The 15,009-nt window shown below is 36.4% G+C and carries 16 protein-coding genes and 1 pseudogene; 11 read left to right on the forward strand and 6 right to left on the reverse strand.

Features of this window, described 5'->3' with window-relative positions; translation table 11 throughout:
• The first annotated feature begins 214 nt into the window (after window positions 1-214).
• The 5 genes from ACYQ73_RS05855 (at window position 215) to ACYQ73_RS05875 (ending at window position 3,361) form a co-directional block, all read left to right on the forward strand.
• Entirely contained in the window at window positions 215-361 is a 147-nt protein-coding gene (locus tag ACYQ73_RS05855) for a hypothetical protein (protein ID WP_460011609.1), read from the forward strand.
• Window positions 362-1,276: 915 nt separating this feature from the next.
• Entirely contained in the window at window positions 1,277-1,696 is a 420-nt protein-coding gene (locus tag ACYQ73_RS05860; protein WP_460011610.1) for a MarR family winged helix-turn-helix transcriptional regulator, read from the forward strand.
• Window positions 1,697-1,708: 12 nt separating this feature from the next.
• Entirely contained in the window at window positions 1,709-2,278 is a 570-nt protein-coding gene (locus tag ACYQ73_RS05865) for a hypothetical protein (protein WP_460011611.1), read from the forward strand.
• A gap of 31 nt (window positions 2,279-2,309) precedes the next feature.
• On the forward strand, window positions 2,310-2,519 hold the full coding sequence (locus tag ACYQ73_RS05870; RefSeq protein ID WP_460011612.1) for a hypothetical protein: 210 nt from the start codon (window positions 2,310-2,312) through the stop codon (window positions 2,517-2,519).
• Window positions 2,520-2,965: 446 nt separating this feature from the next.
• The gene (locus ACYQ73_RS05875) at window positions 2,966-3,361 is read left to right on the forward strand and encodes an NUDIX hydrolase (protein WP_460011613.1); all 396 of its coding nucleotides are present in this window, start codon (window positions 2,966-2,968) and stop codon (window positions 3,359-3,361) included.
• Between the two features lie 55 nt (window positions 3,362-3,416).
• On the opposite strand, the pseudogene ACYQ73_RS05880 reads toward ACYQ73_RS05875, so the two are convergent.
• Window positions 3,417-3,908, reverse strand: a pseudogene (locus ACYQ73_RS05880) (IS1595 family transposase); the annotation flags it as partial.
• 464 nt (window positions 3,909-4,372) lie between these two features.
• Here ACYQ73_RS05880 and acnA point away from each other — a divergent pair.
• Entirely contained in the window at window positions 4,373-7,078 is a 2,706-nt protein-coding gene (gene acnA / locus ACYQ73_RS05885; RefSeq protein ID WP_460011614.1) for an aconitate hydratase AcnA, read from the forward strand.
• A 78-nt stretch (window positions 7,079-7,156) separates the two neighbouring features.
• On the forward strand, window positions 7,157-8,569 hold the full coding sequence (locus ACYQ73_RS05890; protein WP_460011615.1) for a YcdB/YcdC domain-containing protein: 1,413 nt from the start codon (window positions 7,157-7,159) through the stop codon (window positions 8,567-8,569).
• Window positions 8,570-8,856: 287 nt separating this feature from the next.
• Here the strand turns inward: ACYQ73_RS05890 and ACYQ73_RS05895 are convergent, their stop codons facing one another.
• The 4 genes from ACYQ73_RS05895 to ACYQ73_RS05910 form a co-directional block, all read right to left on the reverse strand.
• Window positions 8,857-9,255 (reverse strand): hypothetical protein, encoded by a 399-nt coding sequence (locus ACYQ73_RS05895; protein WP_460011616.1) that lies wholly within the window; start codon window positions 9,253-9,255, stop codon window positions 8,857-8,859.
• Window positions 9,256-9,313: 58 nt separating this feature from the next.
• Window positions 9,314-9,718 (reverse strand): hypothetical protein, encoded by a 405-nt coding sequence (locus ACYQ73_RS05900; protein ID WP_460011617.1) that lies wholly within the window; start codon window positions 9,716-9,718, stop codon window positions 9,314-9,316.
• Window positions 9,652-9,900, reverse strand: a complete 249-nt coding sequence (locus tag ACYQ73_RS05905; RefSeq protein WP_460011618.1) for a hypothetical protein — start codon at window positions 9,898-9,900, stop codon at window positions 9,652-9,654. Before ACYQ73_RS05905 ends, ACYQ73_RS05900 begins: the two co-directional genes overlap by 67 nt.
• A 100-nt stretch (window positions 9,901-10,000) precedes the next feature.
• On the reverse strand, window positions 10,001-11,143 hold the full coding sequence (locus ACYQ73_RS05910) for an MFS transporter (protein WP_460011619.1): 1,143 nt from the start codon (window positions 11,141-11,143) through the stop codon (window positions 10,001-10,003).
• A gap of 167 nt (window positions 11,144-11,310) precedes the next feature.
• On the opposite strand from ACYQ73_RS05910, the gene ACYQ73_RS05915 reads away from it, so the two are divergent.
• Window positions 11,311-12,168: a LysR family transcriptional regulator gene (locus ACYQ73_RS05915; protein WP_460011620.1), complete on the forward strand. Its 858-nt coding sequence runs from the start codon at window positions 11,311-11,313 to the stop codon at window positions 12,166-12,168.
• Window positions 12,169-12,212: 44 nt separating this feature from the next.
• Here the strand turns inward: ACYQ73_RS05915 and ACYQ73_RS05920 are convergent, their stop codons facing one another.
• Window positions 12,213-12,797, reverse strand: coding sequence for a DJ-1/PfpI family protein (locus ACYQ73_RS05920; protein ID WP_460011621.1), 585 nt, complete (start codon window positions 12,795-12,797; stop codon window positions 12,213-12,215).
• Window positions 12,798-12,938: 141 nt separating this feature from the next.
• Between ACYQ73_RS05920 and ACYQ73_RS05925 the strand changes: the two genes are divergently transcribed.
• The 3 genes from ACYQ73_RS05925 to ACYQ73_RS05935 all read left to right on the forward strand — a co-directional run bounded on the left by ACYQ73_RS05925 (window position 12,939) and on the right by ACYQ73_RS05935 (window position 14,954).
• Window positions 12,939-13,376: an Lrp/AsnC family transcriptional regulator gene (locus ACYQ73_RS05925; RefSeq protein WP_460011622.1), complete on the forward strand. Its 438-nt coding sequence runs from the start codon at window positions 12,939-12,941 to the stop codon at window positions 13,374-13,376.
• Window positions 13,377-13,477: 101 nt separating this feature from the next.
• A complete protein-coding gene (locus tag ACYQ73_RS05930) occupies window positions 13,478-13,999 on the forward strand; it encodes a sigma-70 family RNA polymerase sigma factor (protein WP_460011623.1) in 522 nt (173 codons plus the stop codon).
• Window positions 13,992-14,954, forward strand: a complete 963-nt coding sequence (locus tag ACYQ73_RS05935) for a DUF3221 domain-containing protein (RefSeq protein WP_460011624.1) — start codon at window positions 13,992-13,994, stop codon at window positions 14,952-14,954. The genes ACYQ73_RS05930 and ACYQ73_RS05935 overlap by 8 nt, the downstream gene beginning before the upstream one ends.
• Window positions 14,955-15,009: the final 55 nt, after the last annotated feature.

Genomic DNA, 15,009 nt, shown 5'->3' on the forward strand with positions numbered 1-15,009 from the left:
AGGTGTTTTGCTGGTTTTGTTTGTATTTACGCATTATCTTTACGAAGAGCCTTATTCTTCTTTGTTTACCAATCCTCCTGATACTTTTAATTCCGCAAATTTGGTTTTGCGTATGTATACTGCTAAACAAGGACAACAAAGAGTTACCTTTGTTCGAAATAATCAATCAAATCAATCACTTATCTAAGGAGGCACACCAGAAGATACAGCACCAATGTCATACGACGATAACATAGTCGAAGATACAATTTATAATGAAACAACAGAGCCGAAAGAAAATATCGTGTTGAAACTGTCTACTACACGACCAGATGCCAAGGTTAATCACAAAACACGCTTAATATCGGGGGCTGAAGAGTGATTGAATATAAACAACGTAATGAAGATGGTACACTTGGCGAGGCAAAATTGTACAAGTTGCACCAGTCAATAAAGTACAGTACGGCTGTGGTCCTAAAGGTAATCCACTTAGTTATGCTCAGGTAGAATTAGCGCATACAAACGACAAGAATCAATTTAAAAAAGATTACGCGGCCTATATTTGGCTGTTAAGAAAACTTGCTAAAGATGCTGGTATTCCAATTGTTTTAGATGGAAGTGGTAATGGTATCAAGTCACATCGATGGATTACAAACAATTTAGGTGGCACTACTCATGTAGATCCATATTCGTATTTACAAAGCATGGGAATTTCAGAAGCGCAATTTAAAAATGATATTAAAAACGGAGTACTACAACACCAACACAACCAAAGGAGGAAACAAAGATGGCAAACTCACTAACAACAACTGCTAATGAGGATTTAAAAGTATTGTTAAAAACAACTTACTAAAAAGGAATTTTAAAAGTAGACCATAGCGAAAAAGTAGGATCTATGACTGATGGCGAAGCTTTAGGATTGCTGATTTTAGTAGTGAAACGTACATTATAACCAACAGACAATGACCAGCTAATCACAATTTTTGTGAGCCTGGTCATTTTTTTATTGCTAAAAACAGAACATTGGTTCTGTGATTGAACAAGCGAATGTTCTGTTTTAGGGGGGAGAGAATTATGAAAGAATAACTAATCAAAACAATAAAACGTTATCAATTGGTGAATATGATCTACAGCAGTTATAAATGTAGCGATATATAGGCTAGTAACATCCATACTTTTTATTTGTTTTCATGAAAAAACCCCTAAATCTTATAGAACTTAATTGACAATAATGATTGTATGCGATATTATTTGTTTGCGCAAGCAAATATATTTTTAAAAATTAGGAGTGATTTTTATGTCAGAAATAAATGAGAAGGACTTACTTAAATGGTTACAAGTTTTACGTCAATCCTATATAAAAAAATTAGACCATAAACTCATTCCGTACCATTTAAGTTCAAGTCTTTATTATTATATTGTTAAATTATTTGAATTTGGTGATCTTCCCCAAGAAAAAATAGTGCAGCTTACAGGAGTAAATCCTAGTAACGTAACAAGGGCAATTAAAAAATTGATTGATCTGAATATTATTTTAAAAAAAGAAAATCCTAATGATCGAAGAGGTTTTCTATTATCTTTAACTAAAGAAGGGGAAAAGTTGTATCCAACAATTATGGAAAGTATTGAAGAAGTAAACAATGACTTTCTGTCTTCATTTTCGCAAAAAGAAAGAAAGTATTTTATTGAATCTATTAACAAATTAGCAAATAAGTAAGGAGTCCTTTTTATGAATAAAGAAGAAACAATTCAACAATTCACAAGTATTCCTTCCCATTATCGATTAGTGGAGCAGCGAAAGGAAACAAGAAATCGTAAAAAAGTGACTATTTTACGATTTCAAAAAAACGGGGAATTTATTTTAAATGGACCAAGAATTATTGCTGTGTTTGAAGGAGAAACAATGATTAGTTTAAAAAACCTTACTGCCACTCCTGAAGGAAAGCCCTTATCCCCAGAACGTGCAAAAGAAATAGCTATAGAGATTTTTTTAAAGACCAATCTCAGTTATGCTGAGCAATCGTCTTTTATAAGAATTGATAATCAAGAGCGTCAGTTTATTGATGGGGATGGAAAAATTAAGCAGTTTCCTGTCCGGTGGGTTAAATTTGGTCATAGCAACGGTAGCTATAACTGGGTTACCTTAGGAGCGAACAGAACGATTATTGAAATGGAAGTGGATTCCCTCTGGGATTACAATCGAGGCCGTAGAAAAACAGAAATGTGGGACAACGATGATTGGGTCCTTGCTAGAGAAGGAAAAGGTCCACAACTTCCAATTCCTAATGCACTTGCATAAAAAGTAAGTTTATAAGGAGGTATAATCCATAATGAATGAATTACAATATGAACACCAACTTAATCTCCTAGGCCAATTAAGAGAAAGACTTCGCCGGCTTGAAGACGTTGATTACATGACTGCATATTATAAAGGCTATAGCTTAAGCGGAGAAACACTAGAAGAAATTAAAGAAGAAATAAATAATTTAAATGTCGAAATATCGGAACTTGAAAACCAGGTAGACGATATCAGTTGGTAAAAGGCTATTTGAAAGAATCTATGATTTCTACGACGACCAATTGTTCCCGGTGTTTCTGATTTGCAAAAAGTCTTACCAAAGTAATTAAAAACTGAATATATATCCTAAAAAGACTCTATTTTGATATTTTTTTCAAAATAGAGTCTTCTATATACTTGTTTATCAGATTGGGTTCCTCTAAGATGCAAAACTTGCACAAGTTGTTAATAGTGTAGCTGTATAATAGTTAAGATCAGCTATTAGCCAAGATCTTATTACTTATTTTCTGGATTGTTAAGAAGAGTATCGTTTAAAGGATTTTCTTTTGATAAGGCTCTTTTCGTAAAGATTGTTGCTTTTAAATAAGACAAGGTTAATTTACTTTTTATGGCATTATATATACAGTAGCTTATTCAGCAACCTGCAGGATTGTGGAATAAAGGTTTATATAAAATGGGGGAATACATTTGCGAAATCGAGGTTCAGTAGTTTTGATTAAAGATAAAAAGGTAGGACTGATTAAGAGGGTTCGAGAAGGTTCAGTTTATTATGTGTTTCCTGGTGGAGGAATAGAAGATGGAGAGACACCTGAAGAAGGAGCTAAAAGAGAAGCGTTAGAGGAATTAGGTGTTACGGTTAAAGTTGGTAAGTGCATTGCAACAATCGAATTTAATGGAACTCAATACTTTTTTCTTGCTGAGATAATGGATGGCGATTTCGGCACAGGGAAAGGTGAAGAGTACACAGATAAGAAAAGACAACGTGGAACATATCTACCGATGTGGGTAGATATAAACCAGTTATCTTCTATTGACGTTAAACCAAAAGAATTAGCTATAAAAATACAATCGTTATTCAATTAACGGGTGCTTTTATTGAATAACGAATACAGCCGTTTCGTAATGGAATGGCTGTTTTTTATACCTCACGCAAAAAATCCACCGTAATACGATTTGGATTCTGGCAGGCACTGAGTAGCATTTGATTTATCTGTTCTTTTTCCGCCATCTTCTTGTTTTGCTGAAGAAAGTTGAACCAATAAAGGTAATTGTCCAAGTATTTGGTGGCTACTCTTTGAAACCTATCCATCCAGCCTTTTAATCGCTTGTGATAGTTGTTGACGTTTTGAAGATGGTAGATGCCTTTTTTAACATATCCTTCTTTGCTTAAATTGATAGGTTCGTGTTTCAGAGCTTTGATAAGAGCGAATTTCTTGTAGTTCGTGGCTGTGTCCGTGCATAGCAAAGAAGACGGGTCAATATAGCTTCCGATAACCGTGTCAATTTCTTCAGCTCGTACCCGACCCGTCCCAGCTTTTTGAGCGATGACTTATCCATTGCGGTCCTGAGCCACCACAACAGCAATCTTAAGATTGCTAATCCCTCTCTTTTTGTCTCTTCCTCCGCGTTTCGTACATGAAAAGTCATTACATTCTTACTTATAAAATGAGTGACTTTTTTGAATTTTTTTAATATGATAAAAATACAAGTTGTTGTAAACTATTGTCTTTGTTAAGATTTCTACTATAAAACATACCTGTCCGAACGATTGTTATAAATTATATTCGATATTATAGGTGGGGCACCATTTTAAAAAAAGCTACGAGTGCCCCAAAAAGTGCCCCAGTTAAATACATTTAAATACACTTAAATAGAAGGGTATAAAAACCTCCAATTTGCAAAACCTTGATATTATGCACATCAAAAAATTAAAAACATTAGGTTAGATATCAAGGTCATAAGGATTACTTATCGAAAAAGATAATATTAATGTAATTTACTTATGAATATAAATGAGCTATCATGGGTATTGGAGAAAAGATGCTTTAAAAATTTATATAGCCTTTTCAAAAAGATATTTAGGGGGATCCGCAAATGGCACAAGGTAATCTACACAACAGCCGCGCATCATTCGAAGTTAATGGTAAAACTTATAATTACTATGACTTAGCTGCGATTGAAAAAGCAGGCGTTGCAAAAGTTTCAAACCTTCCTTACTCAATCAAAGTATTATTAGAATCAGTTTTACGTCAATATGATGCATATGTTATCAAAGAAGAGCACGTAAACGAATTAGCAAAATGGGGTAACGGTGCAGATCCAGAAGCAGAAGTACCATTCAAACCTTCTCGCGTTGTATTACAAGACTTCACTGGTGTACCAGTAGTAGTTGACCTTGCTTCTCTACGTTCTGCTATGAAAGAAATGGGCGGCGACCCAAGCAAAATCAACCCTGCTATTCCAGTTGACCTTGTAATTGACCACTCAGTACAAGTTGACAAATACGGTAATGCATCTGCATTAGCAGCAAACATGGACCTTGAATTCGAACGTAACGCTGAGCGTTATAACTTCTTAAAATGGGCTCAAACTGCTTACGATAACTTCCGTGCTGTACCACCAGCAACTGGTATCGTTCACCAAGTAAACTTAGAGTATTTAGCTCCAGTTGTACACGTAAACGAAAATGCTGACGGTACATTCGAAACTTTCCCAGATTCAGTAGTAGGTACTGACTCACATACAACAATGATCAACGGTATCGGCGTTCTTGGATGGGGCGTTGGTGGTATCGAAGCTGAAGCAGGTATGCTTGGTCAACCTTCATACTTCCCAATCCCAGAAGTTATCGGTGTTAAATTAGTTGGCGATCTTCCAAACGGAACTACTGCTACTGACTTAGCATTAAAAGTAACTCAAGTATTACGTCAACGTGGCGTAGTTGGTAAATTCGTTGAGTTCTTCGGACCTGGCGTAACAAAATTACCACTAGCTGACCGTGCGACAATCTCTAACATGGCTCCTGAATATGGTGCTACATGTGGTTTCTTCGCAATTGACGAAGAATCATTAAACTACATGCGTTTAACTGGTCGTGACGAAGAGCACATCGCGGTTGTAGAATCTTACTTAAAGTCTAACCACATGTTCTTCGATCCAACTTTAGAGCCAGTTTACACTGACGTATTAGAAGTAAACTTAGCTGAAATCGAGCCAAACCTTTCTGGTCCAAAACGTCCACAAGACTTAATTCCACTATCTCAAATGCGTACTCGTTACAAAGAAGCAGTAGTGGCACCACAAGGTACACAAGGTTTCGGTTTAACTGAAGATGAATTCGCAAAAACTTCTGTAGCTAAATTCGCTGAAGGTGATGTAGAAATCCCAACAGGTGCTGTAGCAATCGCTGCAATCACTTCTTGTACAAATACATCTAACCCATACGTATTAATCGCTGCGGGCTTAGTTGCGAAAAAAGCTGTAGAAAAAGGTCTAACTGTGCCTAAATGGGTAAAAACTTCTTTAGCACCAGGTTCTAAAGTAGTAACTGGTTACCTTGAAGATTCAGGTTTACAAACTTACCTTGACCAAATCGGTTTCAACACTGTAGGTTACGGTTGTACAACATGTATCGGTAACTCAGGTCCATTACTTCCTGAAATCGAAGACGCTATCAAAGAGAACGACTTATTCGTAACTTCAGTTCTTTCTGGTAACCGTAACTTCGAAGGTCGTGTACACCCACTTGTAAAAGCTAACTACTTAGCTTCACCACCACTTGTTGTTGCTTATGCACTTGCTGGTACTGTGGATGTTGACTTACAAAAAGATTCATTCGGTAAAGACAAAGATGGCAACGAAGTATTCTTCGCTGATATCTGGCCTACAACTGAAGAAGTTAACGCAGTATTAGGTACTGTAGTTAACCGTGAATTATTCCAAAAAGAATACGAAACTGTATTCACAGCGAACGAAAAATGGAATGCAATTGAAACATCAACTGAGTCTCTATACACATTTGATGACAAATCAACTTACATCCAAAACCCACCATTCTTCCAAGGTCTTGCGAAAGAGCCAGAAGCTATCAAAGGCTTAGAAGGCTTACGCATTATGGCGAAGTTCGGTGACTCAATTACAACTGACCATATTTCTCCAGCTGGTGCAATCGGTAAAGAAACACCTGCAGGTAAATATTTAATCGAAAACGGTGTTGCAATCCGTGACTTCAACTCATACGGTTCTCGTCGTGGTAACCACGAAGTTATGATGCGTGGTACATTTGCAAACATCCGTATCCGTAACCAAGTTGCTCCTGGTACAGAAGGTGGTTTCACTACTTACTGGCCAACAGGTGAAGTAGAGTACATCTATGACGCATGTATGAAATACCAAGAGCAAGGTACTGGCTTAGTAGTACTTGCTGGTAACGACTACGGTATGGGTTCTTCTCGTGACTGGGCTGCTAAAGGTACTAACTTACTTGGTATCAAAACAGTTATCGCACAATCTTACGAGCGTATCCACCGTTCTAACCTAGTAATGATGGGTGTTCTTCCACTTCAATTCATGCCAGGTGAATCAGCTGATACTTTAGGCTTAACTGGTAAAGAAGAAATCTCTGTTAACATTACTGACAACGTGAAACCACGTGAAATCTTAACAGTTACTGCTAAATCTGAAGACGGTTCAGTTAAAACTTTCCAAGCTTTAGCTCGTTTCGACTCAGAAGTAGAAGTAGACTACTACCGTCACGGCGGTATCCTACAAATGGTTCTTCGCGCGAAAGCTGCTCAGTAATCATTTAACAAAAAAACCGATCTCTTAGGAGATCGGTTTTTGTCTATACATAATAATTGTAAATGGGGGGGCTTTGATTTGCAAAAAGATAAACTAAAAGAACGGGCTTTATCAATTGTTCCATTACCAAGTCACTATAAACTAATCATAGAAGAGTATTCTGAAGACGAAAAAGTGATGTTTTCATGGGCAAATGAACAACAAGATGAAAGTATGACTCTTGAGTTAGACTGCACTGGAAACCTCATATACTTATCAATTGAAGAAAATAATTCTGTTTCTGAAGTAGATTCTTTATCTATTGATGAAAAAAGAAGATGTGCCGAACAATTTTTACTTAGTCATTATCCATCTGCTCTGGAAGATTTAACGTTTTCAAAAGCTAAAGAACTATCTAGAGTGGATCGTTTTTATTTTGAACAATATGTCATGGATTTACCGCTGGAACATGCTGGTTGTTTTATAGATGTCGATGCTTTGGGAAATATTGTTGGATTTAGATATGACGGAGTGAAAACGAGTCCTGAAATTCCTTCAAGGCTAGTTTCAAAGGAAGCTCTAATGGAACATGTGCGAAATGAATTGGCGTTACAACTAGTAATTACAAAAATATCTCGTGATGTTTATAATGTGAAAAAAGATGGACTCCATCTCGTGTATCAAGTAGATTCATTCTTAAACTTTAAAGCAGATTCTTTAGAACCAACATTAACGAGTATTCATGATGAAAATGAGCCTGAAAGTTATGCTGCTCTTCCTCCTTTTCCAGCTAACTTATTTGCAAATGAATTTACGAAAGAAGAAATCATTGGCATAACAGATGAACTGGAGCTTATTCGAGAAGTTGACAGGGGACCAGAGATAGGGCTTGTATGGCGTAAGCGGGATTGGGAGATGAGAGAGAAAGATTTATCGATAAACAGCTTTTTTAAAATGCGTTCAGAAGATACAGTAAAAGCTATTATTTCAAAGAAAACTGGTAAAATACGAAGCTTTGTATGGATGTATGAACGCTCAGGAAATCTACAGCTTAGTCAGGAAGAATGTTATACAAAAGCAATAGAATTTTTACTGAAAATAATTCCTGATTACTATCCTTATCTTCAACGATTAATTCGAGAAGATGAGGAAGAGGATATTACGTCACAAAGAGAATCATTTATATTCCAGGTCTATAATAGCCAAGGAATACCTATTCATAATATGGTTGCCGTAGTTGTTAATCGTATGACTGGTCAGATTGATAATTATGCTGGACCAAACTTTGATTTGATTGAGCTTAGCCAAGTTCCAACAGGACCAGCTATTTCTTTGGAAGAAGCGTATCGTCGATTTGTAGAAAATGTTGATTTTCAATTAGTTTGGGACAAAAATTATGATAACGAAATAGAGTCCTATCACCTTGTCTATCAAGCTTGTGATCGACATACTAGGTCACCTATCCGCTATATTGACGCAACAACTGGCGAAATTATTGTCAGTAATGTTTAACTTTTTTCAGTGAATCGTTAATTGTAGCGAATTTGAAACGACAGTTATAGAAGTCACCAACCTCTATAGATGGTGAGATGAATGAGGATTAAAGCGAGGGTGCCGAAACATCCGTATCCAGTTGCACTTAGTATAGAAACCGATTTCCTTGGAAGTCGGTTTTTTAAATCCACTTCTGTCAAAATGAAATGGTCAGTATAGAAATTGATCGAAGTGACGGATAGAACTTTCGAAATGCATAAAAACAACGACCACATTCGTAAAGAAGTCATTAGTTATTAAAAGCTTTACTCTTCTACAATTTCCAACTGTTTGTAATAGTTCTCTATAATAGGATAAATATCTGGGTTTGAATCATAGTAGGTGTTATCAATTTCACTTAGTGTGAATTTAAATTCTCTTTTATTATCAAAAAGAGTAATACCATATCTCCATCCAACACGTCTTTCTTGATTGTCTTGCGGAGTAAATTTTATATCTTTAATCAGAGAAATGAATTCATCGATTTGTTCATGCTTAATTATCGTTTTCGAAGCACCAGTTGAACCATCTTGGATAACCACTTTATCGATACTTTCAATTTTTGCAGCCTTATAAAAGGCTTCTAATGATTGCGTTTTTCCATTTGTACAAGCGGAAACCCAAAACAGACTTACCAATAAAATTAGAAACAAAAATTTTTTCATTAGACTGCCTCCCAAAAGTTTATTCTATTGCCAATTAGACGGACTAAATTACAAATAGTTACAAATTGAAGAGCAGCCTTTTCAAATGCCATTGCCCTTGATAATGGTTGCAATATATCGTATAACTCTTAGTGACGGATAGAACCTTCGGAATCGTGGATAGGATCGTGAAAATCGTGGATAGAATCTCCGGAATCGTAGATAGGATTGTCAAAGTTGCGGATAGAACCCCGAAATGATGGATAGAATCGTCAAAGTGGTGGATAGAATCTTCAAAATCGTGGATAGAACCTCCGAAATCGTGGATAGGATCGTCAAAGTTGCGGAAAGAACGGCCAAAGCGACGGAAAGAATCTCCAACGACGGAAGGTTCCGCCGGAGTGACGGAAAGAATCGTCAGAGCGACGGAAGGATCCATCGAAACGACGGAAAGAACGGCCAAAGCGACGGAAAGAATCTCCAACGACGGAAGGTTCCGCCGGAGTGACGGAAAGAATCGCCAGAGCGACGGAAGGAACCATCGAAACGACGGAAAGAACGGCCAAAGCGACGGAAAGAATCTCCAACGACCGAAGGTTCCGCCGGAGTGACGGAAAGAATTGTCAGAGCGACGGAAGGAACCACCAAAACGACGGAAAGTGCCACCCTAAAAAAAGGATAACCCCGTCAAAGTAGCCATTCTAACCATCAAAATGACGAATAGTATCATCAAATCAACAGTTAGAACCGCACTTATTAAATAGGTTTAAATGCTAAATTTGTTCTTCAAACTATAGAACTGTAAACAAATAGCGAATGACATTGAGGTAACCGCGAAATAAATCAATGTTATGGTTCCAATCTGTAAGGACAGTACAATTCCACCTAAGCTTGCACCGATTGCACTGCCTAAATAATTTACAGAACTGTTTAATGCTACTGCAGAACTCCCGTTGTTCGGCTGATAGGAGAGTAAAATATGTTGTTGAGGTGCTTGGCATGCCCAACCCATTGCTCCCCATACAAAGAAAGGTAAGTATTTTAATATCGGTAAGTTAATCATTAATGGTATACAAATAATGGATAATGTTAAAGTGAATAATATGATTGTAACTAAAGTTTTTGGTTTCCCCAAATAGTCGATTATGTATCCAATCATTATACTTCCAAATAAGCCACCGAATCCCCATGCCCAAAGATATATTGTTATGTTACCGGAGCCTGTCATGTCTTCTAATAGGGTAGATAGATATGTGTACAATCCAAGGCTAGCAACACTGGCGAAAAATGTTATGCATACAGTTATAGTTACTCTTTTTTCTAGAAACATCTTTAATCGTTCGTTTAGTGCAGGAGGAGGTGTTGCTGGGAAATTGGGAAGAAAAATATACATACATAAAATAGAAATTACACCGATCATAACTAATAGCCAAAGTGTTAATTTCCAATCAAATAGGTTGGATATATAAATACCTAAAGGTACCCCAAGCACTGTACCCATACTCATTCCTCCAATAGTCAACCCTAGAGCTCGCCCTCTCTTTTCACTAGAAACGAACTTTGAAGACGCTGCAATAGCTAATGGAGAAAATAAACCAGCCCCTGTCCCCGCGATTGCTCTTGATAGTAGAAGAATAGAAAAAGTTGGTGCTAAAGCTGTGATGCTATTTGCTAGCGTAAAGATAAGCATTGACCCTATTAAGATTTTTTTTATTGGTTTTCCTGCAAGTAAAGAAGAAAATAACGGCGCAGATATTGCGTAAAACAAAGTAAATATGCTCACTGCCTGACCGACTTGTGATGTGCTTTTTTGATATGTATCGCTAATTCCTGGGAGAAGCCCTGCGATCACATAGGCATCAAAGCCCAAGGCAAACATGCCGAATGATAATAATAAAACATTTTTCATATATTGAACCTCCATAAAATTAAAGATGCTAATTATTGATGACCTATAACGTTATGTTATAATCGAAGCACCTTTTATATTTAATAGATTACTAAAAAACCATTAATATGGAACAATCACTATTTTATAAGGGTATAACGAATCGTTATAAGGTATGGAGGAATACAATGAATATAGAATGGTTACATAGTTTTATTGCTGCAGCCAATCAGAAAAGTTTTTCGAAAGCTGCTCAAATCACGAATCTTTCCCAACCTGCACTAAGTAAACATATACGAAACTTAGAGAATAATCTTGGCATCGAGCTATTTCATAGGACATCCATTGGTATTGAATTAACAGAAGCTGGCGAACGTTTTTACACTCGAATTACACCAGTTTTGACTGAATTAACAGCTATTCGTGAAGAATTGCAGCAATTTAGCCAGGGCAACCCTATTGCTATTGGTGGTTTACCTAGCTTAGCTACTTACTATTTGCCAAACAAAATGAATGAACTTAAGCAACTAGATCGACCTATAACATTAATGATTCAAAATACTTCAAATGAACTGTTGCAATCATTACAAAAAGGTAGACTTGATGCAGTCTTAGTGGATGCAAAATATTCGGGAGAATCTTTGTGGAGTTGCGAGTTGTTTACAGAGGCTTACTATGCTGTGTTTCCGTTGAATCATCGTTTTAATTTAAGAACAGCAATCGATCTTGAAGAATTGTGTGAGGAGCCGCTTATTGTTCATCAAGCTCCTTGTGATTCAAGGAAGGAGATAGTAGAACAAATACAAAGACTTGGCTACACACCTAATATTATAAGTGAGATGAACTTTGGGGATTTTATCTTTGGCGCTGTAAGTTCTGGAATGGGAATTACGATTGTACCAGAGCTTATGGCTAAAAATATCGGTCATCTTCAACTTTTTGCCTTACCTATTAATAATTTTGGAAGATCCAGAACAATTTCATTGGTAACAAGAAGTAAAGAACTAGGTTCGAATTTATATAAATTAATATCCAAAAATGCATAGACGAAAAAGCTGTCTCAACTTAACGCTTGAGACAGCTTCATTAACTACTTAAACCCCATTAAATCCTTAACCTTTTTTGTATTTCCCTCAGATGTCAGCATTTCTAGTAAGCTAAAGGCAACGTCGAATGCAGTGCCAGGATTTGATGATGTAATAATATGTCCAGTTTGAACAATTCGTTCGTTAACGATGTCTGCACCATAGGATTGTAGCTGTGCCAGTCGTTTACTTGTTGGATGATTATAAGTAGTTGCCTTTCGATTATGTAGTACTCCGCTATGACCTAAAATTAGGGAAGCTACACAAACCGTTGCAATCGGTTTTTTGTGTTCATCGAAATGACGAACAACCGCCTGGAACTTCTCGCTAAAGGCATCATCATAAAATCCAGCTTCCTCAAAGCCTCCAGGAATCGCAAGTGCATCAAACTCCTCAAATGAAATTTCATGAAGCAACTTTTCGGGTGTTACGTTAAAATTCCATGTACATTGTAATTGATTATGCAATCCTACGGTCACGACTTCTGTTGTGCCGTCGCCCTCCCATTTATTCCAGCCAAGTACATCTGTAAAAACACTCGCTTCAACAGCCTCGAAACCATTTGCTAATAGTAATAATATTTTTTTCACGTTGTTAATGCCTCCTTTATATGTTTAATTGTAATGAATAAAGATATTCAATGACAGAATCTGTATAATGTTATTTAGATGAATTGCTTTATTATAAAAGGAATTTTATTGAATCTAATTAATTAAAAAAGGTGGATACATATGGATCAAATAGATACAGAAATATTACAGCAATTGCAGCGAAATGCAAAAATATCGATGAAAGAATTAGCGGCTACAGTTCATTTATCATCCCCAGCAGTTATTGAGCGTGTTAAAAAGTTAGAAGAACAAGGGGTTATTGAAGCTTATAGTGCAAAAGTAAATTTAAAAAAGTTGAATCGCGACATTCAAGCCATTATTTTATTTAAATCAATTGATTGTAAAAGTTTATCCAATTTTTGTAATGCACATCCCGATGTCCTTGAATGCTATCGTGTCGCGGGTGAAATTAGTTATATTGTAAAAATTGCAACCAATTCAGTGGAAACATTAGAGCAGTTTATAGATGAGGCCATGCCTTATGGAACGCCATCAACAAATATTGTGCTTTCTTCAAATAAAAAAGCGGTCATTGCTCCTTTCTCTGATAAAAATTAGAATAAGTGAATTCGGAGTTTATCCAGATTTTATTTAAAAAAATAGACAAAAAGCAAACCTCATGATCGTGAGCACCGTTTATAGGGCAGAGAGGGGGAGAGATGTTGCTCGAAATTCAAGAACTCGAAGAAATAATGCAGCAGCATACAGAAAGGCTCATCCGACTTGCCTTTTATTACGTCAAAGATTTACAAAGTGCTGAAGATATCGTTCAAGATGTATTTATTAAATTTTACGACAATCAACAAAACTATGAGGAAAGAGGAGAATTAAGGGCCTATTTATCGAGGCTCGTCATTAACAAAAGTAAAGACTATGTACGCAGCTGGACATACCGTAAAATACAAGTTCAACAGAAGATTTTTGCCAAGCAGGCTGTCACAAAAAGGGACATGCTAGTGCAGCAGGATGAACAAACCTTAATTGAAAATGCAATCTTAGCATTACCATTGAAACAGCGTGAGGTTCTTATTTATTATTATTTTGAGGAAATGCCTGTCATTGAAATTGCCGAGCTTTTAAGTATTCCGGAGAGTACGGTGAAAACAAGGCTACGTCGTGGACGAGAGCTATTAAAGCCAAAGCTACAGCATATTGAATGGGAGGTCCTGCTACATGAGTAAAGTCGATGTGAGGGTATTAAATGATTTAACCGAAAGCAAAAAGCGTGTTATGAGCAATGTTGTACAGCATTTAGAACGGCGTGAGATGAAAAAAAGATCTTGGCGTTGGCAATATAGTGTAATGTCTGTTATTTTAACAGTTTGTATTGGAATATTTCTGTATACCCAATTCAGCGGAAGTCAGGAGCAATCAGCAAGTATACCAACTGTTTTAGATGAAAAGTTATTAAAATTCTCTTTGGAAATAGATCCCCAGGTAAAGGATCCGAAATTATCGTCTGATGAAAAGCTGGAATTCGAATCCTATTTACAGGGGGAAGCTTTATATGCTTACGCACGATCAAAGGGAATAGTACCTACTCAAGAACAAGTTGATAAAGAGCTTGAAACATGGATTGAATTGAGTATAAATGAAAACAATGCAAAATTCACTGAGCAATTGCAAAAGATGAATCTTACAAGAGAAGAATATATCGAACAATATACTAAACCAATGACTTATCAATTTGCTACTATCAATTCATTATTAGAACAGGAAAAAAATCAATACAAAGTTGAAGAAAGATTGATGCTATTTTTCCTAGTGAAAAAAGATGCATTGAACTATTTTGAGGAACATTATAGTCAAGAAATAGCATACCTACGTGAAAAATATGATATTCCAGTGAAAGAAAAGGGAAGTCGTTCAAAACGTGGGCTTGTCGTAGCGATCAAGGAACATGAGTTTTTAGTTGTTTCTTATGCTGATGCATCGAGTATTGGTAAATTAACAACAGATGAAATTGTTGAAAAACATGGTAATGGAATGTGGTTCCCATTAATCGATCCTCCTAAAACATTGTCACCTGGGGATTATGTAGAAGTTAAATATAACCAAGATTTAAACATAGAAGGTGAAAATATAGTAAGAATTGCGGATATAGAGAGTATGGAAATATTGGAAGAGCATCAATGATAACAGGCTAGACATTCTATAAATTTTAGTATGTCTAGCTTTTTTAATTATCAAT

It is taken from the genome of Lysinibacillus sp. CTST325 (assembly GCF_054665055.1).

Excerpts from the sequence above, each read along its gene's own strand:
- ACYQ73_RS05855 (WP_460011609.1), top strand. The coding sequence starts at position 215 with ATGTCATACGACGATAACATAGTCGAAGATACAATTTATAATGAAACA.
- ACYQ73_RS05860 (WP_460011610.1), top strand. The coding sequence starts at position 1,277 with ATGTCAGAAATAAATGAGAAGGACTTACTTAAATGGTTACAAGTTTTA.
- ACYQ73_RS05865 (WP_460011611.1), top strand. The coding sequence starts at position 1,709 with ATGAATAAAGAAGAAACAATTCAACAATTCACAAGTATTCCTTCCCAT.
- ACYQ73_RS05870 (WP_460011612.1), top strand. The coding sequence starts at position 2,310 with ATGAATGAATTACAATATGAACACCAACTTAATCTCCTAGGCCAATTA.
- acnA (WP_460011614.1), top strand. The coding sequence starts at position 4,373 with ATGGCACAAGGTAATCTACACAACAGCCGCGCATCATTCGAAGTTAAT.
- ACYQ73_RS05895 (WP_460011616.1), bottom strand. The coding sequence starts at position 9,255 with ATGAAAAAATTTTTGTTTCTAATTTTATTGGTAAGTCTGTTTTGGGTT.
- ACYQ73_RS05910 (WP_460011619.1), bottom strand. The coding sequence starts at position 11,143 with ATGAAAAATGTTTTATTATTATCATTCGGCATGTTTGCCTTGGGCTTT.
- ACYQ73_RS05915 (WP_460011620.1), top strand. The coding sequence starts at position 11,311 with ATGAATATAGAATGGTTACATAGTTTTATTGCTGCAGCCAATCAGAAA.
- ACYQ73_RS05925 (WP_460011622.1), top strand. The coding sequence starts at position 12,939 with ATGGATCAAATAGATACAGAAATATTACAGCAATTGCAGCGAAATGCA.
- ACYQ73_RS05930 (WP_460011623.1), top strand. The coding sequence starts at position 13,478 with ATGTTGCTCGAAATTCAAGAACTCGAAGAAATAATGCAGCAGCATACA.
- ACYQ73_RS05935 (WP_460011624.1), top strand. The coding sequence starts at position 13,992 with ATGAGTAAAGTCGATGTGAGGGTATTAAATGATTTAACCGAAAGCAAA.